Origin of the sequence: Pseudonocardia nantongensis (assembly GCF_046546495.1) — a bacterium.
In the GTDB taxonomy this organism is placed as follows: Bacteria; Actinomycetota; Actinomycetes; order Mycobacteriales; family Pseudonocardiaceae; genus Pseudonocardia; species Pseudonocardia nantongensis.
Window position 1 is genome coordinate 37,100 of record NZ_JBKGXT010000022.1, and the last position, 23,461, is coordinate 60,560.

The following is a 23,461-nucleotide window of genomic DNA, read 5'->3' on the forward strand; positions in this document are numbered from 1 at the left end:
GAGTGAGTCCCGGTACGGTGGCAGGCGAAACGCCCGGTTGCGCCGATAGGATGATCCGAGGCGTCACCGCCGGCCTGGCACCGGCGGCTGATCATCTCGCCCGCACCACTCCCCGGTCCGGTCGTGTCCGCCGCCCGCTCGTACGTTCGCGACCCCAGAACCCCAGGAGGTGCCGGTGCTCGCCCTCGTGGCCGCCCATCTCGTCCTGGCGGCGTGCCTGCCGGCACTCGCCCGGTACAACCGGCGGCTGGCCTTCGGAGCCGGCGCGGCATTGCTCGCGGCCACCCTGGTGTGGGCGATGGCCCAGGCCCCGCAGGCGATCGGTGGTGCGGGCGGCCCGGTCACCGACGAGATCGCCTGGGCCCCGGAGCTCGGGCTGACCCTGAGCCTGCGGCTGGACGCGCTGGCCCTGGCGATGGTCGTCCTGGTGTCCGGGGTCGGGGCGCTGATCATGGTCTACGCGGCCTGGTACTTCGGACCGCGCTCGACGGACGCGGCCCGCTCGGCGGCGCTGCTGGTCGCTTTCGCCGGGATGATGCTGGGCCTGGTCCTGGCGAACGACCTGCTCACCCTCTACGTGTTCTGGGAGCTGACGTCGCTGACGTCGTTCCTGCTGGTCGGGCAGGGCGGTCAGTACCGGGAGAACCGGCGGGCCGCGGTCCAGGCGCTGGTGGTCACCGTGTTCGGCGGGCTGGCGATGCTGCTGGGCATCGTGCTGCTGGGCGACCTGGCCGGCACCTACCGGATCCCGGAGATCATCGAGCTGGCCTCGGCCGGGGTGCTGGGCGCCGGCCGGCCGGTCGCGCTCGGTCTCGCCCTGGTGCTGATCCTGCTCGGCGCGCTGACCAAGTCCGCGCAGCTGCCGTTCCACCCCTGGCTGCCGCACGCGATGGCGGCCCCGACCCCGATCAGCGCCTACCTGCACGCGGCGTCGATGGTGAAGGCCGGCGTGGTGCTGGTCGCGCGGCTCAGCCCGGCCTTCGCCGGCTACGCCGTGTGGTGGGTGCCGGTGGTGCTGCTGGGGCTGGCCACGATGCTGCTCGGCGGCTGGCGGGCGCTGCGCCAGACCGACCTCAAGCGGCTGCTCGCCTTCGGCACCGTCTCCCAGCTCGGCTTCCTGATGGTTCTGTTCGGTACCGGGTCCCGGGTCGCGGCCCTGGCCGGGATCGCGCTGCTGCTGGCACACGGCCTGTTCAAGGCGCCGCTGTTCATGGTGGTCGGCGCGATCGACAAGGCGTGCGGCACCCGTGACCTGCGCGAGCTGTGCGGCCTGGGCCGGCGCCGGGTGGGCCTGGCCGTGTTGTCGACGCTGGCCGGCCTGTCGATGGCCGGGTTGCCACCGATGCTCGGCTTCGTCGGCAAGGAGGCGGCCTACGCCGCGTTCGTGCTGGAGGGCGGGGTCCGCGGCACCCTGGTGCTGATCGGCCTGGTGGCCGGATCGCTGCTCACCGCGGCCTACACCGCGCGGTTCCTGTGGGGCGCATTCGCCACCAAGGGCCTGACCGCGACCGGCGGCGACCCGGTGCCGGCGGGGCTGTCCTGGCCGGCCTGGATCTGCGCGCTGGCCGGGATCGCGGGCGGTTTCGCCGCCCCGCTGGTGCAGTCGCTCGCCGCCGGGTACGCCGAGGCGTTGCCACCGGTCGGCGCCGGCTACGCCGGGCGTTACGCGCTGGCGCTGTGGCACGGGGTCGGTGCCGAGCTCGGGCTGTCGGCGCTCGCCGTCGTCGGCGGCCTGCTGCTGCACCGCTACGGAACCGGGGTCACCGGGCACCAGCGCGTGTCGCGGGTGTCCGCGCAGCGGGGCTACGAGGCCGTGGTGACCGGCCTGGAACGCGGCGCCATCACCGTCACCGGCCGGCTGCAGATCGGATCGCTGCCGGTCTACCTCGGCGTCATCCTCACCACCCTGATCGTGCTGCCCGGGGTGGTGCTGCTGGTGCGGGGCACGGCGCCGCAGGGTCAGGTCGTGTACCACTCGATCATGCAGGTCCCGGTCGGCCTGCTGGTGATCGTGGCCGCGCTCGCGCTCTGCCGGGCCCGCCGCCGGTTCACCGCGGTGCTCCTGGTGGGCGCCGTCGGCTACGGCATCGGCGGCCTGTTCGTCATCGACGGCGCCCCGGACCTCGCGCTCGCCCAGTTCCTGGTGGAGACGCTCACCCTGGTCGCGTTCGTGTTCGTGCTGCGCAGGCTGCCCGCGCACTTCGCGGAACCGGACAGCGAGCACCGGGTCCGGCTGCCGAAGGCGCTGGTCGCCGGGATCGGCGGGATCATGGTCGCGGGGCTCGCGGTGTCGCTGTCCGGCGCCCGGACCCTCGCCCCGTCCACCACCGCGGACTTCGTCCGCTCCGCCCCGGACGCGGGCGCCACGAACGTGATCAGTGCGATCCTGGTCGACTTCCGGGCCCTGGACACCGTCGGTGAGATCACCATCCTGCTGATCTGCGCCGCCGGCACGGCGAGCCTGGTCCTGGCCACCCGCTACGACCGCAGGAAGCCCGGCCGGACCGTCGTCAGCGGCGCCGGGTCGTCGAAGCACGAGAAGGAGGTGCTGGGCCATTGAGCACGTCAGCGGATCGGGCCTCGGAGCGGGCCACCGGACCGGACGGAGCGACCCCGCCCCCCGACGAGTCGACGTGGTCCGGCTGGGACCAGCCCAGCGGCCGGTGGATGCTGCCCGGGGCCTGCCCGGACATCCGCGAGCGCACCCTGGTGCTGGAGTCCGCGGCCCGGCTGCTGTTCCCGACGGTGCTGGTCTTCTCGGTCTACCTGCTGTTCGAGGGCCACTACGGGCCCGGCGGCGGGTTCTCCGGCGGGCTCGTCGCGGGCCTGGCGTTCGTGCTGCGGCACATCGCAGGCGGCGACGACAACCTCGGGTCGAAGTTCCGCGTCCGCCCCCCGGTGCTGGTCGGCGCCGGGCTGACGCTGGCCGTTCTCACCGCGCTCGCACCGCTGCTGTTCGGCGAGCCGGTGCTGTCCAGCGCGAAGCTCACGTTGAGCTTCGGACCGTTCGGCTACCTGGACCTCGTCTCCAGCCTGGTGCTCGATCTCGGTGTCTACCTGCTGATCATCGGCGTGGTGCTGGACCTGCTGCGCTCGCTGGGCAGCGGTATCGCCCGGGACGCCCGCGAGGCCGGCGAGAGCGCCCGGGTGCGCTCCGGCGGGGGCAGCTGATGTACACGGTCAATCTGAGCATGGCCGTGGTGCTCGCGGTGCTCTACTCGGTCGGGTTCTACCTGCTCATGCAGCGGTCGCTGATGCGGATCCTGATCGGCATCGTGGTGCTGGGCCACGGCGCGAACCTGCTGCTGCAGCTCGCCGGCGGCCCGCCCGGCCGGGCCCCGATCATGGACGCCGTCGGGCTGGAGGAGATCACCGACCCGCTGCCGCAGGCGCTCGCGCTCACCGCCATCGTGATCACCTTCGCGCTCACCACCTACCTGCTGGCGCTGGGGTACCGGTCCTGGGTCCTGGTCGGGCACGACGAGGTGCAGGACGACGTCGAGGACCGCCGGATCGCCGCCCGCTACAAGCCGGACAGCGCGATGGAGGAGGGCTCCGCCGAGGAGACCGAGGACGCACCCGAGGACACCGCCGACTCGCACGAGCTCGAGGAGGGCCGCAAGTGACCGCACTGCAGGCCCTGGTGGCGCTGCCGGTGCTGCTGCCGATGCTGGGGGCCGCGCTCAGCGTCCTGGTCAGCCGCCGGGCGTCGCTGCAGCGGGCGATCGGCGTCGTCATGCTGGTCGCGGTGTCCGTGGTCGCCGCGGTGCTGCTGGTCGCCGCGGACGCCCACGGCCCGGTCGTCGCCGAGCTGGGCGGCTGGCCGGCCCCGATGGGGATCGTGCTGGTCGCCGACCGGCTCTCCGCGCTGCTGCTGCTGATCTCGACGCTGGTCACCCTGGCGGTGCTGGTGTACGCGATCGACCAGCGGATCGCCGACTACGGTCGGGAGACCGCCAGCACCACGTTCCACCCGATCTTCCTGCTGCTCTCCACCGGCGTGTCGCTGGCCTACCTGACCGGCGACCTGTTCACCCTGTTCGTGGCCTTCGAGGTGATGCTGGCCTCGAGCTACGTGCTGATCACCCGGCGGACCACCGCCGCCCGGATCCGGTCGAGCATGACCTACGTGATCGTGTCGCTGACCTCGTCGCTGTTGTTCCTGACCGCGGTGGCGCTGGTCTACGCGGCCGCCGGCACCGTGAACCTGGCCGACCTGGCCGGGCGGGTGGACCAGCTCCCGCCGGGCCTGGTCACCGTGCTCGGGCTGTTGCTGGTGGTGGTGTTCGGGATCAAGGCGGCGATGGTGCCGCTGCACTTCTGGCTGCCCGACAGCTACCCGAACGCCCCGGCGCCGGTCACCGCGTTGTTCGCCGGGCTGCTGACCAAGGTCGGCATCTACGCGTTGCTGCGCACCCAGACCCTGGTGTTCCCCCAGGACCATCCCTCGACCCTGCTGCTGGTGATCGCCGCGGTAACGATGGTGGTCGGTGCGCTCGGCGCCGTCGCGCAGGACGACCTGAACCGGTTGCTGTCGTTCCTGCTGGTCAGCCACATCGGGTTCATGCTGTTCGGGCTCGCCGTCTACACCCCGTCCGGGTTCGCCGGGACCGCGCTCTACGTCGTGCACCACATCACCGTGCAGGCGACGCTGTTCCTGGTCAGCGGCCTGATCACGCGTCGCACCGGGACGGTGTCGATCCAGCAGATGGGCGGGCTCGCGCGGACCGCGCCGAGGCTGGCCGTGCTGTTCGCGATCCCGGCGATCACCCTGGCCGGCCTGCCACCGACGTCCGGGTTCGTGGCCAAGCTGGCGCTGCTGCGGGCCGGGGCCGAAGCCGGACTCGGCACCGGGGTCGTGGCCGCGTTCGTGGTGTCGGCCAGCCTGCTCACGCTCTACGCCGTGACCCGGGTGTGGGTGCGGGTGTTCTGGGGGGCACCCAAGGACCCGCTGTCCGACGACGACCCGAACGACGAGCTCGTCGTCGGGACCGCACGCAGTGCCCGCGGCATGTACGTCGGCGCGTCGTCGCTGGTGGTGGTGAGCATCCTGATCGCGCTGTTCGCCGGCCCGCTGTCGGCGGTCACCGGCCGGGCGGGCGAGGATCTGCAGACCCGCGACGACTACCGGGTCGCGGTGCTGGGCCCGGACGTGGAGCCCGGCGGCCCCGGTGCGCAGCCGGTCGCCGCGGTTCCGGACGGCACGGGCGCCGACGGCACGGGCGCCGACGGCACCGCGATGGCCCCCGCGACCGCCCCGGAGGTGACGCCGTGAGCGGCGACGAGTCCGGCCGCACGCCCGCCCGGGTGCCCCCGCCGCGCCCGGACACCGAGTCCGATCCGATGCGCGGCGGCGCCGCCGTCGGCAGCCTGCCGCGGCGCATCCCGCAGGTGCTCGCGCTCGCCGTGGTCTGGGTGCTGCTGTGGGGCAGTCTCACGGCGACCACGCTCGTGGGCGGGCTGCTGGTCGGGCTCGTCGTGACGCTGCTGTTCCCGCTGCCGTTGCTGCCCGAGCGGATGCCGGTCCGGCCGGTGAAGACGCTGCGCCTGGCCTCGTTCGTGCTGCTCGACCTGCTCGTGTCCGGGATCCGGGTGAGTGCGGTGACATTGCGGCACGGCCCGCGGGCCAGCGCCGGGATCATCGGGCTGCCGCTGTACGCCGAGTCCGACCGCACCGCGACGACGATCGCCGCGGCCTGCGCTCTGACCCCGGGCAGCTTCGTGCTGCAGATCGACCGGCGGCGCAACCGCTGGTACGTCTACGCGCTCGGGCTGCACCGGACCGGGGCCGTGGCGCGGGTGCGTCGGGACATGCTGACCCTGCAGATGCGGGTGGTCGAGGCGATGGGCACCGACGCGGACATCCGTGGCTGCCGGGCCGCCCTCGACGCCCTGGCGGTCGGGAAGGACCACCGGTGACCGTCGTCTACGCCCTCGTACTGGCCATGCTGACCGCGGCGGCCGCGCTGACCATGTGGCGGCTGCTGCAGGGCCCCACCACGCTGGACCGGATCGCGGCCCTGGACGTCCTCGTGGTGCTCATCGTGGCGGCCGCCGCGGTGTACGCCGCGATCTACTCGGACGGGTCGAACATCCCGCTGCTGGTCGCGGTCGCGCTGATCGCGCTGGTCGGGACGGCGACCGCGGCCCGGCTCGTCGAGCGATGGGAGCGGCACCGGTGAGCGCCGCGGGGTTGGGGAATACAGCCGATGTCGTCTCCGCCGTGCTGCTGCTGCTCGGCGGGCTGTCCTGCCTGCTCGGCGCGCTCGGGCTGGTGCGGCTGCCGGACCTGCCGGCGCGGCTGCAGGCCACCACCAAGCCGCAGACGCTGGGCCTGCTGCTGATCCTGGTCGGGGTCGCGGTGCGGCTGGAGTTCGAGAACGCGTCGACGCTGGTGCTGGTGATGATGTTCCAGATGCTCACAGCGCCGGTGATCTCGCAGGTGGTGGGCCGCTCGGCCTACCGCAGCGGGGCGATCGAGCGGGAGTCGCTGGTCGTCGACGATCTCGGGGTCCGGATGGAGGCCGACGCCCGCGCGGTCGTCGTGCCGCGGGACGGGGAGCCCGGCGGGGACGGGGCGCCCGGACAGCCGCCGGGGGCCACGCTGCGGCTGGACCGGACGGACCGTACCGAGGACGACCCGGACGAGGACCCGGCCGACGGCGCCGGGGCCGGGCCGGCGGGATCCGACGGCCCCGGCCGGGGCAGTGACGGCGACCGGCGGGCCCGCGGGGACGGCGCGGGCGAGCGGTAGCCGCCCCGGCGGGGCCGCGGTCCGGCGGGCGCACTCCTGGTGGGCCCCGCGGGGCCGAGGGGTCGACAGTGGCCGATCGCGGGCCTCGTACCCTCCTGGTGTGCCTGTGTACGCGCTCGGTGACACCGAACCCGACATCCATCCGACCGCCTACGTCCACCCGGATGCCGTGGTCATCGGCAACGTGACCCTCGGGCCGGAGGCGACGGTCTGGCCGACCGCGGTGCTGCGCGGCGATGACGGCCGGATCGAGGTCGGAGCCCGCACCAGCATCCAGGACGGGTCGATCATCCACACCACATTGCGGCAGCCCACCGTCATCGGCGACGAGGTGACCGTCGGGCACAACGTGCACATCGAGGCCGCCACCGTCGGGAACCGGGCGCTGATCTCCTCCGGGTCGGTCGTCCTGAACGGGGCCACGATCGGGGAGGGCGCGACCGTGGCCGCGGGCGCGGTCGTCTCGCCGAACGCCGACGTCCCGGCCTACCGGATGGCGCTCGGCGTCCCGGCCCGGGTCCGCGAGGGGTACGAGGTACCCGCGGACCGGTACCGGCACGCCGTGGAGTCCTATGTCGACCGCGGGCGCCGGTTCCGCGAGCAGCTGCGGAAACTGGAGGACTGATGGCCGCGAAGCCACTGCAGGAGGTCGTCGAGGCCGGCTGGGCGCAGGCCCTGGAGCCGGTCGCGGAGACCGTCACGGAGATGGGCGAGTTCCTGCGCGCCGAGATCGCCGCGGGCCGCCGCTACCTCCCGGCCGGGGCGAACGTGCTGCGCGCGTTCCAGCAGCCGTTCGACGAGGTCCGGGTGCTGATCGTCGGGCAGGACCCGTACCCGACGCCGGGGCACGCGGTGGGGCTGTCGTTCTCGGTGGCGCCGGAGACCCGGCCGCTGCCGCGGTCGCTGCAGAACATCTTCCGCGAGTACGGCGAGGACCTCGGGCACCCGGCGCCGTCCTCCGGGGACCTGACGCCGTGGACCGAGCAGGGCGTGCTGCTGCTCAACCGGTGCCTCACCGTCGCGCCCGGCGAGCCCGGCTCGCACCGCGACAAGGGCTGGGAGGAGATCACCGAGCAGGCCATCCGGGCCCTGGTCGCCCGGGAAGCCGAGCCGATGGTGGCGATCCTCTGGGGCCGGGACGCCCGCAACCTGGTCCCGCTGCTGGACGATGTCCCGACGGTCGAGTCGGCGCACCCCAGCCCGATGTCGGCCGACCGGGGCTTCTTCGGGTCGCGGCCGTTCAGCCGGGCCAACGACCTGCTCGAGGAGATCGGCGGGGACGCCGTCGACTGGAAGCTGCCCTGAGGCACGTTCCGTGAGTCGATCACCGGTCGGATCGACCCCGGACGGGGCATTAGGCTGGGCCGGGTGAGCGACCCTGACTCGATACGCATATCCGATGCCGACCGCGAGGCGGCCGCGAAGCGGCTGCACGACGCTCTCGGCGAGGGCCGGATCACGCTGACCGAGCTCGAGGAACGCCTCGGGGTGGTCTACGCGGCCCGCACCGCGTCCGAGCTGGGCCCGCCGCTGGCCGACCTGCCCGGCGGTGCCCCGGCCGCCGGTCCGGTGCCCGGAGCGGCCGTCCCGGCGGGCCCGTCCGAGCGGGTGCACCTGCGGACCGGCGCCGGCACGCTGAAGCGGACCGGGGACTGGCAGGTCCCCGCGGCGCTGAAGCTGACGACCAGCATGGGCACGATCCACCTGGACCTGTCCGAGGCCCGCCACCTGCCGCCGCGGATCGACGTCGAGGTGTCGACCGGGATGGGGGAGGTCGTGCTGGTGCTGCCCGAGGGCGCCAGCGCCGACGTCGACGGCGTCGTCGAGTCGTGGGGCGGTGAGATCAGGACCAAGGTGCCCGGCCGCGCCGGCGGCGGCCCGCACCTGGTGGTGCACGGCAAGGTGGGGATGGGCTCGCTCACCGTCCGCGGCTCGCGTTCGGGCTGGTGGAAGGCCGTCCTGGGATAGCGCGCCCACCGGCCTGAACACGACGGCCTGAACACGACGGCCTGAACACGACGGCCTGAACACGACGAAGGCCCGGTCCCTGGTGGGATCCGGGCCTTCGGTGGTTCGGGTCTCGCTGCGCACCTGCGTCAGACGCGGGTGACCTTCCCGGCCTTGAGGCAGGAGGTGCAGGCGTTGAGCCGCCGGCGGTTGCCACCGTTGATGGCGGCCCGCACGGTCTGGATGTTCGGGTTCCAGCGGCGCTTGGTGCGGCGGTGCGAGTGCGAGACGGACATGCCGAAGCCCGGACCCTTGCCACAGACGTCGCAGACGGCAGCCACGTCGGACACTCCTCGATGTTGGCGGACAGATGTTCGAGCCCCGGACGTGCCGGGGCTCGGCCACCAAGTCTAGCGATCGGTGCCGCGCGGTCTCCGGCGGGGCCCGCGCCGCCCCGGCCGATCTCTAGGCTGGGACCCGTGGCCCCGCCGTTCGACCCCGCGCTGCTGCGCCGCTGGATCGACGCCGCCGCCGAGCGGCTGACCGCAGGCCGGGCCGAGATCGACCGGATCAACGTCTTCCCGGTCGCCGACCACGACACCGGGTCCAACCTGCTGCTCACCGCCCGGGCGGCCGCATCGGCGCCGCTGGACGGCGGTCCGGCCCGGGCCGCCGCCGCGCTGGCCGCCGCCGCGGTCCGCGGTGCCCGCGGCAACTCCGGGATCATCCTGTCCCAGCTGTTCCGCGGGGTCGCCGACGAGCTGGCGGCGGCGGGCACCGAGGCCACCGGGACCGACGCCACCGGGACCGCCGCCGCCCGGCCCCGCGGCGCGGGGGAGCTGCTGGCCGGCGCGCTGCGGCGGGCCGCGGCGCTGGCCACCCGCGCGGTGTCCGCCCCGCGGCCCGGGACCGCGCTGAGCGTGCTCGCCGCCGCGGCCGCCGCCGTCGCCGCCACGGTCGACCCGGCCCCGTCCGCACGGGATTGCGTCGTCCGCACGGGATCCGATCCCGTGCGGACGCAGCGAACCCGTGCGGATCAGGCCGATCCGGCCGACCGTGCCGAGGACGGCGGCGGCCCGCGCGAGGCGGAGCCCGGTGCGGCCGACCGGGCGGGTGCGCTGCTGCGGGCCGCCCGGGTCGCCGCCGACGCCGCCCGGGCCGGCCTCGCCCGGGCTGCCGGTCGCCCCGCGGAGCTGGTCCGGGCCGGGCTGGTCGACGCCGGCGGGCTCGGCCTGGTCGTCGTCCTCGACGCGCTGGTCGTCGCGGCAGGCGGCGATCCCGGCCCGCCGCCGGACACCCGGATCGCCCGGCCGGGGCCGCCCGGCACCGGTCACGGTGCGCCCGTCCCGCCCGCGGCACCGCCGGTCTACGAGGTCACCTACTGGCTCGCCGGCGCCGGCACGGACGCCCCGGCGGAGCTGCGGGCCCGGCTGGACGCGTTGGGGGACTCGGTCGTGATCGCCGGCGACGGCACCGGCGGATGGCGGGTGCACGTGCACACCGCCGAACCGGGCGCCGCGATCGAGGCGGGCCTGGACGTGGGACGGCCGTCGTCGATCCGGATCGAGGCGCTCCCGCCGGCCCCGGTGCCGCGGGATCGCGCGGTGCTGCTGATGATCGAGAGTCCGGGTACCGCGGAGCTCGCCCGCTCGGCCGGCGCGGAGGTGCTGGCGGCGGACCCGGACCCGACCGAGGACGACGTCGTCGCGGCCGTCCGGGCGACCGGCGCGGCACACGTCGTCGTGCTGCCGTGTGCCGCGCACCGCCGCGAGGTCGCCGAGCGGGCCGCGGCCACCGCCCGGGCCGGCGGCGTCGAGGTGGTGCTCGTGCCCTCGACGTCGGTGCCGCAGGGCCTGGCCGCGCTGGCCGTGCACGACCCGGCCCGCCGTTCCTCTGACGACGCGGTGGCGATGGCCGAGGCCGCCGCAGGCACCCGGACCGGCGGGCTGCAGGTCGCCGATGCCGAGGCGCTCACCTGGGCCGGTCGGTGCCGGCCGGGTGAGGTACTGGGCATCTCCGACGGCGAGGTGGTGCTGATCGCCCCGGATCTCGCCGTCGGGGCCCTGTGGTTGGCTCACCGCATGCTGACTCCGGGAGGGGAGCTGGTGACAGTGCTGCTCGGCGCCGCCGCGCCGGACGGGCTGGGCGAGCGGCTGGCCGAGGACCTGCGGCGCACCCACCCGGAGGTCGACGTCGCAGTGCACCACGGCGGGCAGCCGGACTTCCCGCTGGTGCTGGGGGTGGAGTAGTGGAGACCGACTTCTACGACCTGGAGAGCCGGCTGGACGGGCCGGTCGGCAAGGGCACCGCGGACGCGCTGGCCCCGCTCGGGCTGCACACCGTCGGGGACCTGCTGCGGCACTACCCGCGGCGCTACGTCGACCGCGGCCGGCTCACCGACATCGCCGGTCTGGTCGCGGGCGAGCACGTCACGGTCGTCGCGCAGGTGGAGCGGGCCGAGCTGCGCGACATGCGCCAGCGGCGCGGGAAGATGCTCAAGGCCGTCATCCGGGACGAGAAGGGTGGCGAGCTGGAGTGCACCTTCTTCAACGGGCGCAAGCTCCAGGGCTTCGTCCGGGCCGGGGTGCGCGGGGTGTTCTCCGGCAAGGTCGGGATGTTCCGGCAGAAGCCGCAGCTCACCCACCCGCAGTTCGAGGAGATCGACGAGACGGACTCGCTGCGGCCGTTCCTGTCGGTCTACCCGGCGAACTCCAAGATCACCTCGCAGGCCGTCGCCCGCGCGGCCCGGCTCGCCCTGGACCAGATCGACGACCCGACCGACCCGCTGCCGGAGGCGATGCGCGAGCGGGAGGGACTGAGCGACCTGGGCCGGGCGCTGCGCCGGATCCACGTGCCGGAGTCCGAGTCCGACATCCACGCCGCGCAGCACCGGCTGGTCTGGGACGAGGCGCTCGGCGTCGCGCTGGCGCTGGCGCTGCGCCGGCAGGCGACGGCGTCCCGGCCCGCGCATGCCTGCGAGCCGTGGCCGGGCGGGCTGCGGGAGGCGTTCGACGCGGACCTGCCGTTCGAGCTGACCGAGGGCCAGGTCGCCGTCGGCGAGGAGATCGCCGACGACCTGGCCCGCGAGCACCCGATGAACCGGCTGGTGCAGGGCGATGTCGGTGCCGGCAAGACGATCGTCGCGCTGCGGGCGATGCTGCAGGTGATCGACGCAGGCAAGCAGGCCGCGATGCTCGCCCCGACCGAGGTGCTCGCCGCCCAGCACGCCCGCTCGCTGCGCGCGCTGCTCGGCCCGCTCGGCCGGGCCGGTGAGCTCGACGCCGCCGAGGGCGCCACCTCGATCACCCTGCTCACCGGGTCGATGGGGACGCGGGCCAAACGGCAGGCGTTGCTGGACGCCCAGTCCGGAGCGGCCGGGATCGTCGTCGGCACGCACGCGCTGATCCAGGACACCGTCGGCTTCGCCGACCTCGGCCTGGTGGTGGTCGACGAGCAGCACCGGTTCGGCGTCGAGCAGCGGGACGCGCTGCGGGCCCGCGGCGAGACCGCGCCGCACATGCTGGTGATGACCGCCACCCCGATCCCGCGGACGGTCGCGATGACCGTCTACGGGGACCTGACGGTGTCGGCGCTGCAGGGCCTGCCCCGCGGCCGATCCCCGATCGCGACGACGGTCGTCCCGGTCGCCGAGCATCCGACCTGGTTCGAGCGGGTCTGGCAGCGGGTCCGCGAGGAGGCCGAGAAGGGCCACCAGTGCTACGTGGTGTGCCCGCGGGTCGGGGACACCGAGAAGGGCGACCCGGAGCTGGACGAGCCCCCGCCGGAGGAGGGCGAGGAGAAGCGGCGCCCGCCGCTGGCCGTGCTCGAGATCGCACCGATGATCACCGAGAAGCTGGCCGGGCTGCGGGTCGGGGTCCTGCACGGAAAGCTCCCGCCGGACGAGAAGGACGCCGTCATGCGCTCCTTCGAGCGCGGCGAGCTGGACGTCCTGGTGGCCACGACCGTGATCGAGGTCGGCGTCGACGTGCCGAACGCGACCGGGATCGTGCTGCTCGACGCCGACCGGTTCGGCCTGTCCCAGCTGCACCAGCTCCGCGGCCGGGTCGGGCGCGGGCAGGTGCCGGGGTTGTGCCTGCTGGTCACCGAGACGCCCGCGGCCACCGCCGCCCGGGAGCGCCTCGACGCGATCGCCGGCACGACCGACGGTTTCGAGCTCGCCCGCCTCGACCTGGAGCTGCGCCGCGAGGGCGACGTGCTCGGTGCCAGCCAGTCCGGGTCCCGCTCCGGGCTGAAGCTCCTGTCGCTGCGGCGGCACGAGGAGGTCATCGCGAAGGCGCAGGTCTACGCCCAGGACCTGGTCACCCGGGACCCGGGGCTGCGCGCGCACCCGGGCCTGCACGCCCTGGTCGGCGAGACCATCGGCGACGAGGAACGCGCCGCCTTCCTGGACAAGGCCTAGCTGGAGCGGGCGTGCCGCCGCTACGCGGGGCCGCCGGGCAGCGCGCCACGGGCGGCCGCGTCCAGGTGGGCGCGGGCCGGCTTCGGCAGGTGCACCACGCCGGACCGGTCGAGCCGGTCCATCTCGGCGCGGGCGCGGGCGTAGGCCGCGACCCGTTCCGGCTCGGAGTCCGAGTCGCGCGCCGTGGTGAGCAGCTTGAGCACCCGCTCCACGGTGTGCCGCTCCTCGAGGTCCAGCCCGGTGAGCCGGATCCGGTCGGCGGCCTCGACCGCGGCCTGCCAGGCCCGCCGGGCGACCTCGACCGACCGGACGTAGGAGGCGCCGTAGGGCTCGCCCGGGTAGCCGTCGGTGTCCAGCGCCTGGGCCGCGGCGAACGCGTCGACGAACCGGGCGGTGCTGGGGACCGCGACGTCGCTCAGCGCGGGCCGGCGCAGCACGGCCATCGGGTCGGTCTCGTGCGCCGCGAAGTCGGCGCGCACCCGCTGGAAGTCGGCCCGGGCCCGGCGCCAGGCGGACTCGGCGGTCTCGGCGGCCGTGGGCCCGGGTGCCGTGGCACCGGGCGGCTGCGGGGCGGCCCGGCGGTGCCGCGCCCGCACCCAGACGAGCGCGCCGACCGCCAGCAGCAGGAACGGCAGGACCCGGACCAGCACGTACAGCACCACCGCCGCCGTCGCCCCGGCCAGCAGGAGCACCCCGAGGAGCCCGGCGAGCACCAGCAGCAGCGGGCGGCCGGGGCCGCCCCCGCGACGGTGCAGCCGTCGCGCCCGGCGGTGGTCGTGCCGGGCGGCCCGGTAGGCGTACCGGGCGGAGCGCGGGTCGGGCCCCGGCGTCCCGTGCCCGTGCCCCCACCCGTGCCCCTGGCGGTACCCGCGCCGTGTCATCCCTCATTGCTACCGGAATCCGGCGCCACGCGATGCGGTCCGGACGGGTGGGGGTGCGGCGCGCGGGCGGACGGGCACCCGTCCCGGCACGTGGTCGTCCGGTGGTCGGACCCGGTCCGCGCGTGCCAGGATCATCCGTCCGGCCGGGCCGCGCGGCGCGCGGTGGGCGGACGGCACGGCCGAGCGACAGAGGAGAACGATGTTCCGCAAGGTGCTGGTGGCCAACCGGGGTGAGATCGCCATCAGGGCGTTCCGGGCGGCGTTCGAGCTGGGAGTCTCCACCGTCGCGGTGTTCCCGTACGAGGACCGAAACTCGCTGCACCGGGCCAAGGCCGACGAGTCGTACCAGATCGGGGAACCGGGGCACCCGGTGCGCGCGTACCTGTCGGTCGACGAGGTCATCAAGGCGGCGAAGAAGGCCGGCGCCGACGCCGTCTACCCCGGCTACGGGTTCATGTCGGAGAACCCGGACCTGGCCCGTGCCTGCCGCGAGGAGGGCATCACCTTCGTCGGGCCGCCGACCGAGGTCCTGCACCTGACCGGGAACAAGTTCCGCGCCGTGGCGGCCGCCCGCGAGGCGGGGGTGCCGGTGCTGGAGTCGAGCGACCCGTCATCGGACGTCGAGGAACTGCTCGCGGCGTCGGAGAACATCGACTTCCCGGTGTTCGTCAAGGCCGTGGCCGGGGGCGGCGGGCGCGGGATGCGGCGGGTGAACTCGCCGGACGCGTTGCGTGAGGCGATCGAGGCCGCGATGCGTGAGGCCGAGTCCGCGTTCGGGGACCCGACGGTGTTCCTGGAGCAGGCGGTGGTGAACCCGCGGCACATCGAGGTGCAGATCCTCGCCGACGCTTCAGGCGACGTCGTGCACCTCTACGAGCGGGACTGCTCGGTGCAGCGCCGGCACCAGAAGGTCGTCGAGATCGCGCCGGCGCCGAACCTGGACCCGGACGTCCGGGACCGGATCTGCGCGGACGCGGTGAACTTCGCGCGCCAGATCGGCTACGTCAACGCCGGCACCGTGGAGTTCCTGCTCGACGAGCGCGGGCAGCACCACTTCATCGAGATGAACCCGCGGATCCAGGTCGAGCACACGGTCACCGAGCAGGTCACCGACCGGGACCTGGTGATCGCCCAGCTGCGGATCGCGTCCGGCATGAGCCTGCCCGACCTGCGGCTGAGCCAGGACCGCATCACGCTGACCGGTACCGCGATGCAGACCCGGATCACCACCGAGGACCCGGCGAACGAGTTCCGCCCGGACGTCGGGACGATCTCGGTGTACCGGTCCCCGGGCGGGCCGGGCGTGCGCCTGGACGGCGGCACCGTGCACGTCGGCGCCGAGGTGTCCGCGCACTTCGACTCGATGCTGGTGAAGCTCACCTGCCACGGCCACGACTTCACCAACGCGGCCCGCCGGGCCCGGCGGGCGATCGCCGAGTTCCGGATCCGCGGCGTCGCGACGAACCTGCCGTTCCTGGCCGCCGTCCTCGATGACGCCGACTTCCGGGCCGGACGGGTCACCACCAGCTTCATCGAGGAACGCCCGCACCTGCTCCGGGCCCGCCCCTCGGCGGACCGTGGCTCGCGGATCCTGCAGTTCCTCGGCGAGACCACGGTCAACCGGCCGAACGGCGACCGGCCGGTCGTCGTCGAGCCGGTCGACAAGCTGCCCGGCACCGACCTGGAGGCCGCCGCCCCGGACGGGTCCGCGCAGCTGCTCCGGTCGCTGGGGCCCGAAGGGTTCGCCCGGCGGCTGCGGGAGCAGACTCAGGTGGCGGTCACCGACACGACGTTCCGGGACGCCCACCAGTCGCTGCTGGCCACCCGGATCCGGACCCGGGACCTGACCGCGGTCGCGCCCCATGTGGCGCGGACGATGCCGCAGCTGCTGTCGATGGAGTGCTGGGGCGGGGCGACCTACGACGTCGCGCTGCGGTTCCTGGCCGAGGACCCCTGGGAGCGCCTGGCCGCGATCACGGCGGCGGCGCCGAACATCTGCACCCAGATGCTGCTGCGCGGCCGCAACACCGTGGGCTACACCCCGTATCCGACCGAGGTGACCGACGCGTTCGTCGCCGAGGCCGCGGCGACCGGGATGGACATCTTCCGGATCTTCGACGCGCTCAACGACGTGTCCCAGATGCGCCCGGCGATCGACGCGGTCCGAAACACCGGGACGGCGCTGGCCGAGGTCGCGCTCTGCTACACCGCGGACCTGTCGGATCCGGCCGAGGACGTCTACACGCTGGACTACTACCTGCGGCTGGCCGAGCAGATCGTGGACGCGGGCGCGCACGTGCTGGCGATCAAGGACATGGCCGGGCTGCTGCGCCCACCAGCAGCCAGGACGTTGGTGAGTGCGTTGCGGGAGCGGTTCGACCTGCCGGTGCACCTGCACACCCACGACACCGCGGGCGGGCAGCTGGCCACGCTGACCGCGGCGATCGACGCCGGGGTGGACGCCGTCGACGGCGCGGTCGCCTCGATGGCCGGCACCACGTCGCAGCCCTCGCTCTCCGCGCTGGTCGCGGCGACCGACCACACCGAGCGGGCGACAGGGCTCTCGCTGGCCGCGGTCGGCGACATGGAGCCGTACTGGGAGGCGGTGCGCAAGGTCTACGCGCCGTTCGAGTCCGGGCTCGCCTCGCCGACCGGGCGGGTGTATCACCACGAGATCCCGGGCGGTCAGCTGTCGAACCTGCGCCAGCAGGCGATCGCACTCGGGTTGGGGGACCGGTTCGAGCTGATCGAGGACTGCTACGCGGCCGCGGATCGGATGCTGGGCCGGCTGGTGAAGGTGACGCCGTCGTCGAAGGTGGTCGGGGACCTGGCGTTGCACCTGGTCGGTGCCGGGGTGGAGCCCGCGGACTTCGAGAAGGACCCGGCGAGCTTCGACGTGCCGGACTCGGTGATCGGGTTCCTGCGCGGTGAGCTGGGCGAGCCGCCGGCCGGGTGGCCCGAGCCGTTCCGGACCCGCGCGCTCCAGGGCCGCAGCCCCGAGGTCGAGAAGGCCGAGCTGACCATCGAGGACCGGCGCGGCCTGATGCCCGGGACGGAAGGCGCCGAGCGCCGCCGCACCCTGAACCGGCTGCTGTTCCCCGGCCCGACCCGGGACTTCGACACCCACCGCGAGGAGTTCGGTGACACCTCGGTGCTGAGCTCGAAGGACTACTTCTACGGGCTGGAGGAGGACCTCGAGCACACCGTGGAGCTGGAGCCCGGGGTCACGTTGCTGATCGAGCTGGAGGCGGTCTCCGAGCCCGACGAGCGTGGCTACCGCACCCTGCTCACGACCCTGAACGGACAGCTCCGGCCGGTCGCGGTGCGCGACCACTCGGTGGCCACCGAGGTCAAGGCCGCGGAGAAGGCCGACCGCGACGACGACGCGCACATCGCGGCGCCGTTCGCCGGCGTCGTCACGCTGCAGGTCGGCGAGGGCGACACCGTGGACGCCGGGCAGACCGTGGCCACGATCGAGGCGATGAAGATGGAGGCCTCGATCACCACGCACCGCGCCGGCACCGTGTCCCGGCTCGCGATCGGTGAGGTGCAACAGGTCGAGGGCGGCGACCTGCTGGTGGAGTTGGGCTAGCGCCCCGTGAGTGGTTATCGCGGTCAGGACCGCGATAACCACTCACGGGCGCCGGAGGCGCCATGACGAGGCTGATAGCAGGCACCGCAGGCGGCCGCCGCCTGGACGTGCCGCCGTCCGGGACCCGGCCGACCTCGGACCGGGTGCGGGAGGCGTTGTTCTCCGCGCTCGACCACGACCCCGGGCTGTCCGGCACCACCGTGCTGGACCTCTGCGCGGGCTCGGGTGCGCTGGGGCTGGAGGCGCTGTCCCGCGGTGCGGCCGACGCCGCGTTCGTCGAGTCCGACCGCCGGGCCGCCGGGGTGCTGCGGAAGAACCTGGCCGCGGTCGGCCTCGGCGGGCGGGTACTCGCCGGGAAGGCCGGGACGGTGCTGGCCGGGCAGGCCCCGCTGGCGTTCGACGTCGTGCTGGTCGACCCGCCCTACGCGGTGCCCGACGCCGAGGTCGCCGGCTGGCTCTCCTCGGCGGCCGGGAACGGCTGGCTGGCCGACGGGGCGTCGGTCGTCGTGGAGCGCGCGCGGTCGTCGGGGGCCTTCGCCTGGCCGACCGGCTTCGCGCCGGAGCGCGAACGCCGCTACGGCGACACCGTCCTGCACCGCGCCCGACACGCCCCCACCTGACCCCTACCCATCCCGCCCGTCCGGCGCCGCACCGGGTGCGCGCCTGCCGCACCCGCCGCAACGGGTGCGGCACGTGGTCACGAGGTGCGGCGCGGGTGATCAACGGCTGATAGGTTCCGCCGCATGTCGGAGCTGCGCCGAGCGGTGTGTCCCGGTTCCTACGACCCGCCGACGGTCGGCCACATCGACGTCATCGCACGCACGGCCGCGCTGTTCGACGAGGTCTACGTCGCGATCATGGTGAACCCGCGCAAGCAGGGACTCTTCGACGTCGACGAGCGGGTCGCGATGCTCACCGAGATCACCGCCGACCTGCCCGCCGTGCGTGTCGAGGCGTTCTCCGGGCTGGTTGTCGACTACTGCCGCGAGCGCGGGGCGGAGGCGTTGGTGAAGGGCCTGCGCGGCGCGACCGACTACGACTACGAGCTCCCGATGGCGCACATGAACCGGCACCTGACCGGCGTCGAGACGCTGTTCCTGCCCGGCGCGCCCGGTCAGGTCTACGTGTCCAGCTCGCTGGTCAAGGAGGTCGCCCGCGGCGGCGGGGACGTCACGCCGTTCGTGCCGGCGGCGGTGCACGAGCGGCTGATCGAGCGGATCGGGGACTGAGCACCCGCTCGTGTGAGGGTCACCCGATCGGAACTTGACACGCGGGAGCGCCGCCAATGGCCGGGAGCTCCGGGCCGCGGTGGGAGGATCTGCGTCGTGTACCGGGTCTTCGAGTCGCTGGATGCATTGGTGACGACCGTCGAGGAGGCGCGTGGCGTCCCGATGACGTCCAACTGCGTCGTGCCGCGTGGCGACGTGCTGGAGCTGCTCGACGACGTCCGCGAGGCGATCCCGGGCGAGATGGACGACGCCCAGGACGTCCTGGACCGCCGGGACGAGGTGGTCTCCGAGGCCGAGCGGGAGGCCGAGGAGACCCGGTCGGCGGCCACCTCGGAGGCCGAGGAGACGCTGCAGAACGCGCGCACCGAGGCCGAGCGGCTGGTCGCCGAGGCGCAGGAGGAGGCCGCGCGCACCGTGGCCGAGGCCCGGCACGAGGCCGAACGCGCCGTCGCCGAGGGCCGCCGGCAGTACGCAGAGCTGACCGACCGGTCCCGGGACGAGGCCGAGCGCATGACGCACGCCGGTCGCGCCGCGCACGACCGGCTCGTCGCCGACGGGCAGAACGAGCAGACCCGGCTGGTCTCGCAGACCGAGGTGGTGCGCGCGGCGCACGCCGAGGCGGGGCGGGTCACCGACGCCGCACACGCCGAGTCCGACCGGCTGCGCCGGGAGTGCGACGGCTACGTCGACGCCACCCTCGCCGAGCTGGAGACCACGCTCAACAACGCGCTCGGCGTCGTCGGGCGCGGTCGCAGCCAGATCTGGTCCGGCCAGTACGGGCAGGGCGGTTACGACGGCTACGACAACTACCCCGCCTCGAACGGGCGGAGCGGCACCGGGATGGATCTGATCGACTGATCGACCGGGTGGTGGGCGACCGGCTACCCCTGGGTGGCGGCCCACTCGGCGACCCGGCGCTCGCTCTCCTCCGGAGACAGGTCCTCGACCCGGGTCATGATCGCCCAGCGGACCCCGTAGGGGTCGACGACCGAGGCGAACCGGTCCCCGGAGACGAACGTCGTGACCGGCTCCCGGATCGTCGCGCCCGCCTCGGCCAGCGCGGCGACGGCGGCGTCGACGTCGGCCACGTAGACCGCGAGCGACATGCTGACCGGGTGCTCGCCGGGCTCGGCGGCGATCAGGCCGTAGCCGGGCATCGCGTCGCTGACGGTGAACCGGCCGGCCGGCAGCTCGAGCTCGGCGTGCCCGATCAGGCCGCCCATCTCGGTGATCGACGCGACCCGGGCGCCGAACGCCGCGGAGTAGAGTGCGATCGCCTCGCGGGCGGGCGAGGTGACCAGGTGCGGGGTCAGTGAGGTGCTCACGTTCGGGCGGCCGTCGGTGGTGTGCGCGCCGGTGACGGCGACGGTCCCGGTGGTGCCGGTGCTGGTGTTCGTCATGGGCCCAGCCTCGCGGCGGGTGCCGGCGGGCTCTTGAAGATTCCCGACGGCGTTCCCCGGGGCGGACGTTCTCGGGGCGGGGAGGAGCGGCGTGGTCGAGTCACGCGGGCACCTGACCCCGGGGGCGCCGGAGGTGGCGCTGTCCCGTTCCCCGATCGGGCTCGACGAGCTCGTCCGGTGGGCCTGGGTCGTCCGGTGGGACGTGCCGCCCGGCCGGACCAGCGTGCAGCGGGTGCTGCAGTACCCGGCGTTCAACCTGGTCGTCGACCCGGCCGGCGCGAACCTGCACGGACCGAAGACCGTCGTCGACGTCCGTGAGCTGGCCGGACGGTCGTGGGTGGCGGCCGTGCTGCTGCGTCCCGCCGCGCTGCCGCTGCTCAGCGCGACGCCCCCGGCCGCGCTGCGGGGCGCGGTCGAGCCGTTCCCCGGTGCCCCGCTGGCCGCGGTGACGACGGCGATGCAGGACTCCGCCGACCCGGGCCGGGCCGTCGCGGGCGTGCTGCGGGACTGGCTCGCGCCCTGTGCCGGGCGGGTGGGCGAGGCCGGACGGCTGGTCAACCGGGCGTGCGCGCTGGCCGAGGAACGCGACGACGTCGTCCGGGCCGACCAGCTCGCCGAACAGGTCGGTGTCGCCCCACGGACCCTGGAGCGCCTGGTCCGCGGGCACATCGGGCTGACCCCGCTGTGGTTGATCGAGTGCCGCCGCTTGCAGCGTGCCGCCACCCGGCTGCGGCTCGACCCGGACGTCCCGCTCGCGGAGCTGGCCGCGGAGCTCGGTTACGCCGACCAGGCGCACTTCACCCGGCGTTACCGGGTGGTGTGTGGGGAAACGCCCGGTGTCACCCGTCGGGCCGCGCGCTCGGCCGCACCCTGACCCGGACCGACCGGGGACCGCGCGGAGCCGGGGCGAACAGGCACCGCAGCTCCGCCGGGGTGGTTACGTGGTGACTTCTGGGGCGCGGGGTACGACGTCGCGCAGCGGCTGGGCGTGGCCGGCGAGCTGGAGCGCCGGGGATTTCACCTGCGCGAGCTCCGCACGGTGACCGCGACCGGGCGCAAGATGGGCTCGCTGGACGTCGCGGGCGTCGCCGACGGCGCGGGGGAGCGGTACGTCAGCATCGCCCGCTCGGATCTGGCGGAGGTGCTGCTGGCGGAGGTGCCGGACCGGGTCGAGCTGATCCGGGGTGACACCGTCGCCTCGCTGGAGGACGACGGTGACCGGGTCCGCGTCGGCCTCGCCGGCGGCGCCACCGTCGACGCCGACCTGGTGGTGGGGGCCGACGGGCTGCACTCGCAGGTGCGGCGCCTTCCACTGCGACCGGGCCGCCCAGAAGCATGGGCCAGGCGATGGATACCTGGCTGCTGACCCGCGAGCCCGTCGACGGGGAGCTCCCGGAGCTGGTCGGAGCCCTGGTCGGCATGATCCGCGGTGCGGTGCGGCCCGTCCCGTGAGGCGCGTTCTGTGGGGTCGGGTCGGGCGCCGGGCCGTGGATCGGGTTCCGGATGCACCGACGGACGTCACCGCCGTACTACGCTCCGTTCATGGCACGCCGGACCGAGCCCGACCCGGCGACGTGGTGGGAACGGTACGGGCACCGGCTGGAAGGACCCCCCGTGACGACACGCCCGGCGGATCGAGCCGCCCATCCGTCCGGGGACGGGCGGGGTGCGGACGCCGCGTCCGACCTCCGCGAGGACGCGGTGCTGCGCCCGCAGGCCGACCGCCCGCGGTCCGGCTGGCGGCGGGCCCTGTTCGAACTCACCGGCGGCCGGGTCAATCCCGGGCCGGGCGAGGCCGAGGAGGCCAGGACGGCGCTGCTCGCCCGGATCCGCAGCCCGCTCGCCGGGGCGCACCGGGTGGCCGTCACGTCGGTGAAGGGCGGGGTCGGCAAGACGACGGTGGCGGCCTGCCTGGGGCTGGGCCTGTCCGAGCACCGCGGGGACCGCGCGGTCGTGCTCGACGCCAACCCGGACGCCGGCACCCTGGCCGACCGGCTCACCGGTGACGCCCGGATCACCGTCCGCGAGCTGCTCGACGACCTGGAGCGCGTCACGACCTGGACCGACGTCTCCCGCTACACCAGCCTGGCCGGACGGCTGCAGGTGCTGGCCTCGGAGCAGGACCCGGCGTCCGGCGACGCCTTCCGGCGCGACGAGTACGAACGGATCTGCGACCTGCTCGGCCGGTTCTTCAACATCATCATCACCGACTCGGGGACCGGGCTGGTGCACTCGGCGATGGAGGGGACGCTGGCCCGCGCGGACTCGATCGTGGTGGTGGGTGCGCCCACCGTGGACGGGGCGGGCCGGGCCAGCAAGACCCTGGACTGGCTGGTCGCGCACGGGCACGCGGAACTGGCCGCCGACGCCGTCGTGGTGCTGTCCTGCGACCGGCGCAGCGCCGAGGTCGACGCCGAGCGGATCCGGGACCACTTCCGCAGCCGGGTCCGCGGCGTCGTCGAGATCCCGCACGACCCGCACCTGGCCACCGGCGGCCGGATCGACCCGGCGCGGCTGCGCCCGGCCACCACCGACGCATTCCTGGAGCTGGGCGCGACCGTCGCCGACGCGTTCGACGTGCGGCGCGGCGGCTGACCGGGGCGGGCGCGTACCCTGGTCCCGGTCATGAGCACGCAGCGCACCGAGCACACTCCCCGTCCCGACGAGCACAGCCCCTGGGTGTTCAGCACCCGTGAGCTGGTGCGCCGCCCGGGCACCCAGCGCACCGTCACCCGGACGGTCCCCGCCCCCGGCGGCGACGAGGTGATCGGGCTGGCCGGGGTGATCGCCGTCCCGGACTCCTCCGACGTCGAGCTGGACCTGTCGCTGGAGTCGGTGACCGAGGGCGTCTACGTCTCCGGGACCGCCACCGCGCGGCTGGAGGGCGAGTGCTCCCGGTGCCTGGACCCGCTCTCCGACGAGATCGAGATCCGGATCGGCGAGCTGTTCGCCTACCCGGACTCGGTGACCGAGGAGACCACCGACGCCGACGAGATCCCGCGGCTGGTCGACGACCGGTTCGACCTCACCCAGGCCGTGCGCGACGCCGTCGTCACCGAGCTGCCGATGGCGCCGCTCTGTCGGGAGGACTGCCCGGGACTGTGCAGCGGGTGCGGGGAGCGGTGGGCCGATCTCGCGCCGGATCACGGGCATGAGACACTGGATCCTCGTTGGGCGGCGCTCAAGGAGCGCCTGCCCTCCGCCGAGTGAGCGGGAACGTTCCCGGCGAGTGAAGACC

General features: G+C 74.4%; 23 protein-coding genes. 20 read left to right on the plus strand and 3 right to left on the minus strand.

What is annotated here, in order from left to right; translation table 11 throughout:
* The first annotated feature begins 175 nt into the window (after positions 1–175).
* The 10 genes from mbhE to ACLFMI_RS21650 all read left to right on the plus strand — a co-directional run bounded on the left by mbhE (position 176) and on the right by ACLFMI_RS21650 (position 8,722).
* Complete coding sequence (gene mbhE / locus ACLFMI_RS21605; RefSeq protein WP_410949746.1) at positions 176–2,560, plus strand: hydrogen gas-evolving membrane-bound hydrogenase subunit E; 2,385 nt, start codon at positions 176–178, stop codon at positions 2,558–2,560.
* Entirely contained in the window at positions 2,557–3,171 is a 615-nt protein-coding gene (locus ACLFMI_RS21610) for an MnhB domain-containing protein (protein ID WP_410949747.1), read from the plus strand. Before mbhE ends, ACLFMI_RS21610 begins: the two co-directional genes overlap by 4 nt.
* Positions 3,171–3,626 carry a Na(+)/H(+) antiporter subunit C gene (locus ACLFMI_RS21615; protein WP_410949748.1) on the plus strand — a complete coding sequence of 152 codons (456 nt, stop codon included), beginning with the start codon at positions 3,171–3,173 and terminating at the stop codon, positions 3,624–3,626. The genes ACLFMI_RS21610 and ACLFMI_RS21615 overlap by 1 nt, the downstream gene beginning before the upstream one ends.
* Before the next feature lie 5 nt (positions 3,627–3,631).
* Positions 3,632–5,275 (plus strand): Na+/H+ antiporter subunit D, encoded by a 1,644-nt coding sequence (locus ACLFMI_RS21620; RefSeq protein ID WP_410949798.1) that lies wholly within the window; start codon positions 3,632–3,634, stop codon positions 5,273–5,275.
* Entirely contained in the window at positions 5,272–5,919 is a 648-nt protein-coding gene (locus ACLFMI_RS21625) for a Na+/H+ antiporter subunit E (RefSeq protein ID WP_410949749.1), read from the plus strand. Before ACLFMI_RS21620 ends, ACLFMI_RS21625 begins: the two co-directional genes overlap by 4 nt.
* Positions 5,916–6,182: a monovalent cation/H+ antiporter complex subunit F gene (locus tag ACLFMI_RS21630; RefSeq protein ID WP_410949750.1), complete on the plus strand. Its 267-nt coding sequence runs from the start codon at positions 5,916–5,918 to the stop codon at positions 6,180–6,182. Before ACLFMI_RS21625 ends, ACLFMI_RS21630 begins: the two co-directional genes overlap by 4 nt.
* The gene (gene mnhG, locus ACLFMI_RS21635; RefSeq protein WP_410949751.1) at positions 6,179–6,754 is read left to right on the plus strand and encodes a monovalent cation/H(+) antiporter subunit G; all 576 of its coding nucleotides are present in this window, start codon (positions 6,179–6,181) and stop codon (positions 6,752–6,754) included. The genes ACLFMI_RS21630 and mnhG overlap by 4 nt, the downstream gene beginning before the upstream one ends.
* 100 nt (positions 6,755–6,854) lie before the next feature.
* Positions 6,855–7,379, plus strand: coding sequence for a gamma carbonic anhydrase family protein (locus ACLFMI_RS21640; RefSeq protein WP_410949752.1), 525 nt, complete (start codon positions 6,855–6,857; stop codon positions 7,377–7,379).
* A complete protein-coding gene (locus tag ACLFMI_RS21645) occupies positions 7,379–8,059 on the plus strand; it encodes a uracil-DNA glycosylase (protein ID WP_410949753.1) in 681 nt (226 codons plus the stop codon). Before ACLFMI_RS21640 ends, ACLFMI_RS21645 begins: the two co-directional genes overlap by 1 nt.
* 63 nt (positions 8,060–8,122) lie before the next feature.
* Entirely contained in the window at positions 8,123–8,722 is a 600-nt protein-coding gene (locus ACLFMI_RS21650; RefSeq protein ID WP_410949754.1) for a DUF1707 domain-containing protein, read from the plus strand.
* A 128-nt stretch (positions 8,723–8,850) separates the two neighbouring features.
* On the opposite strand, the gene rpmB is transcribed toward ACLFMI_RS21650, so the two are convergent.
* Positions 8,851–9,042 (minus strand): 50S ribosomal protein L28, encoded by a 192-nt coding sequence (rpmB, locus tag ACLFMI_RS21655; RefSeq protein ID WP_410949755.1) that lies wholly within the window; start codon positions 9,040–9,042, stop codon positions 8,851–8,853.
* Between the two features lie 138 nt (positions 9,043–9,180).
* Here rpmB and ACLFMI_RS21660 point away from each other — a divergent pair, with 138 nt between their 5' ends.
* Entirely contained in the window at positions 9,181–10,950 is a 1,770-nt protein-coding gene (locus ACLFMI_RS21660; protein WP_410949756.1) for a DAK2 domain-containing protein, read from the plus strand.
* The gene (gene recG / locus ACLFMI_RS21665) at positions 10,950–13,121 is read left to right on the plus strand and encodes an ATP-dependent DNA helicase RecG (RefSeq protein ID WP_410949757.1); all 2,172 of its coding nucleotides are present in this window, start codon (positions 10,950–10,952) and stop codon (positions 13,119–13,121) included. Before ACLFMI_RS21660 ends, recG begins: the two co-directional genes overlap by 1 nt.
* A 20-nt stretch (positions 13,122–13,141) precedes the next feature.
* Here recG and ACLFMI_RS21670 read toward each other — a convergent pair whose 3' ends face one another.
* Positions 13,142–14,002, minus strand: a complete 861-nt coding sequence (locus ACLFMI_RS21670) for a hypothetical protein (protein ID WP_410949758.1) — start codon at positions 14,000–14,002, stop codon at positions 13,142–13,144.
* Between the two features lie 199 nt (positions 14,003–14,201).
* On the opposite strand from ACLFMI_RS21670, the gene ACLFMI_RS21675 reads away from it, so the two are divergent.
* The 4 genes from ACLFMI_RS21675 (at position 14,202) to ACLFMI_RS21690 (ending at position 19,681) form a co-directional block, all read left to right on the plus strand.
* Complete coding sequence (locus ACLFMI_RS21675) at positions 14,202–17,594, plus strand: pyruvate carboxylase (RefSeq protein WP_410949759.1); 3,393 nt, start codon at positions 14,202–14,204, stop codon at positions 17,592–17,594.
* A gap of 62 nt (positions 17,595–17,656) precedes the next feature.
* Entirely contained in the window at positions 17,657–18,214 is a 558-nt protein-coding gene (gene rsmD / locus ACLFMI_RS21680; RefSeq protein ID WP_410949760.1) for a 16S rRNA (guanine(966)-N(2))-methyltransferase RsmD, read from the plus strand.
* A 123-nt stretch (positions 18,215–18,337) separates the two neighbouring features.
* A complete protein-coding gene (gene coaD / locus ACLFMI_RS21685) occupies positions 18,338–18,823 on the plus strand; it encodes a pantetheine-phosphate adenylyltransferase (RefSeq protein WP_410949761.1) in 486 nt (161 codons plus the stop codon).
* A 96-nt stretch (positions 18,824–18,919) separates the two neighbouring features.
* Positions 18,920–19,681 carry a DivIVA domain-containing protein gene (locus tag ACLFMI_RS21690; RefSeq protein WP_410949762.1) on the plus strand — a complete coding sequence of 254 codons (762 nt, stop codon included), beginning with the start codon at positions 18,920–18,922 and terminating at the stop codon, positions 19,679–19,681.
* Between the two features lie 23 nt (positions 19,682–19,704).
* On the opposite strand, the gene ACLFMI_RS21695 is transcribed toward ACLFMI_RS21690, so the two are convergent.
* Complete coding sequence (locus ACLFMI_RS21695) at positions 19,705–20,223, minus strand: VOC family protein (protein WP_410949763.1); 519 nt, start codon at positions 20,221–20,223, stop codon at positions 19,705–19,707.
* Positions 20,224–20,314: 91 nt separating this feature from the next.
* Here ACLFMI_RS21695 and ACLFMI_RS21700 point away from each other — a divergent pair, with 91 nt between their 5' ends.
* From ACLFMI_RS21700 to ACLFMI_RS21715, 4 genes are all read left to right on the plus strand, one after another.
* A complete protein-coding gene (locus ACLFMI_RS21700) occupies positions 20,315–21,097 on the plus strand; it encodes a helix-turn-helix domain-containing protein (RefSeq protein WP_410949764.1) in 783 nt (260 codons plus the stop codon).
* 108 nt (positions 21,098–21,205) lie between these two features.
* Entirely contained in the window at positions 21,206–21,589 is a 384-nt protein-coding gene (locus ACLFMI_RS21705; protein ID WP_410949799.1) for an FAD-dependent monooxygenase, read from the plus strand.
* A 248-nt stretch (positions 21,590–21,837) separates the two neighbouring features.
* The gene (locus ACLFMI_RS21710; protein WP_410949765.1) at positions 21,838–22,818 is read left to right on the plus strand and encodes a MinD/ParA family ATP-binding protein; all 981 of its coding nucleotides are present in this window, start codon (positions 21,838–21,840) and stop codon (positions 22,816–22,818) included.
* Positions 22,819–22,848: 30 nt separating this feature from the next.
* Positions 22,849–23,433: a YceD family protein gene (locus ACLFMI_RS21715; RefSeq protein WP_410949766.1), complete on the plus strand. Its 585-nt coding sequence runs from the start codon at positions 22,849–22,851 to the stop codon at positions 23,431–23,433.
* Positions 23,434–23,461 lie beyond the last annotated feature (28 nt).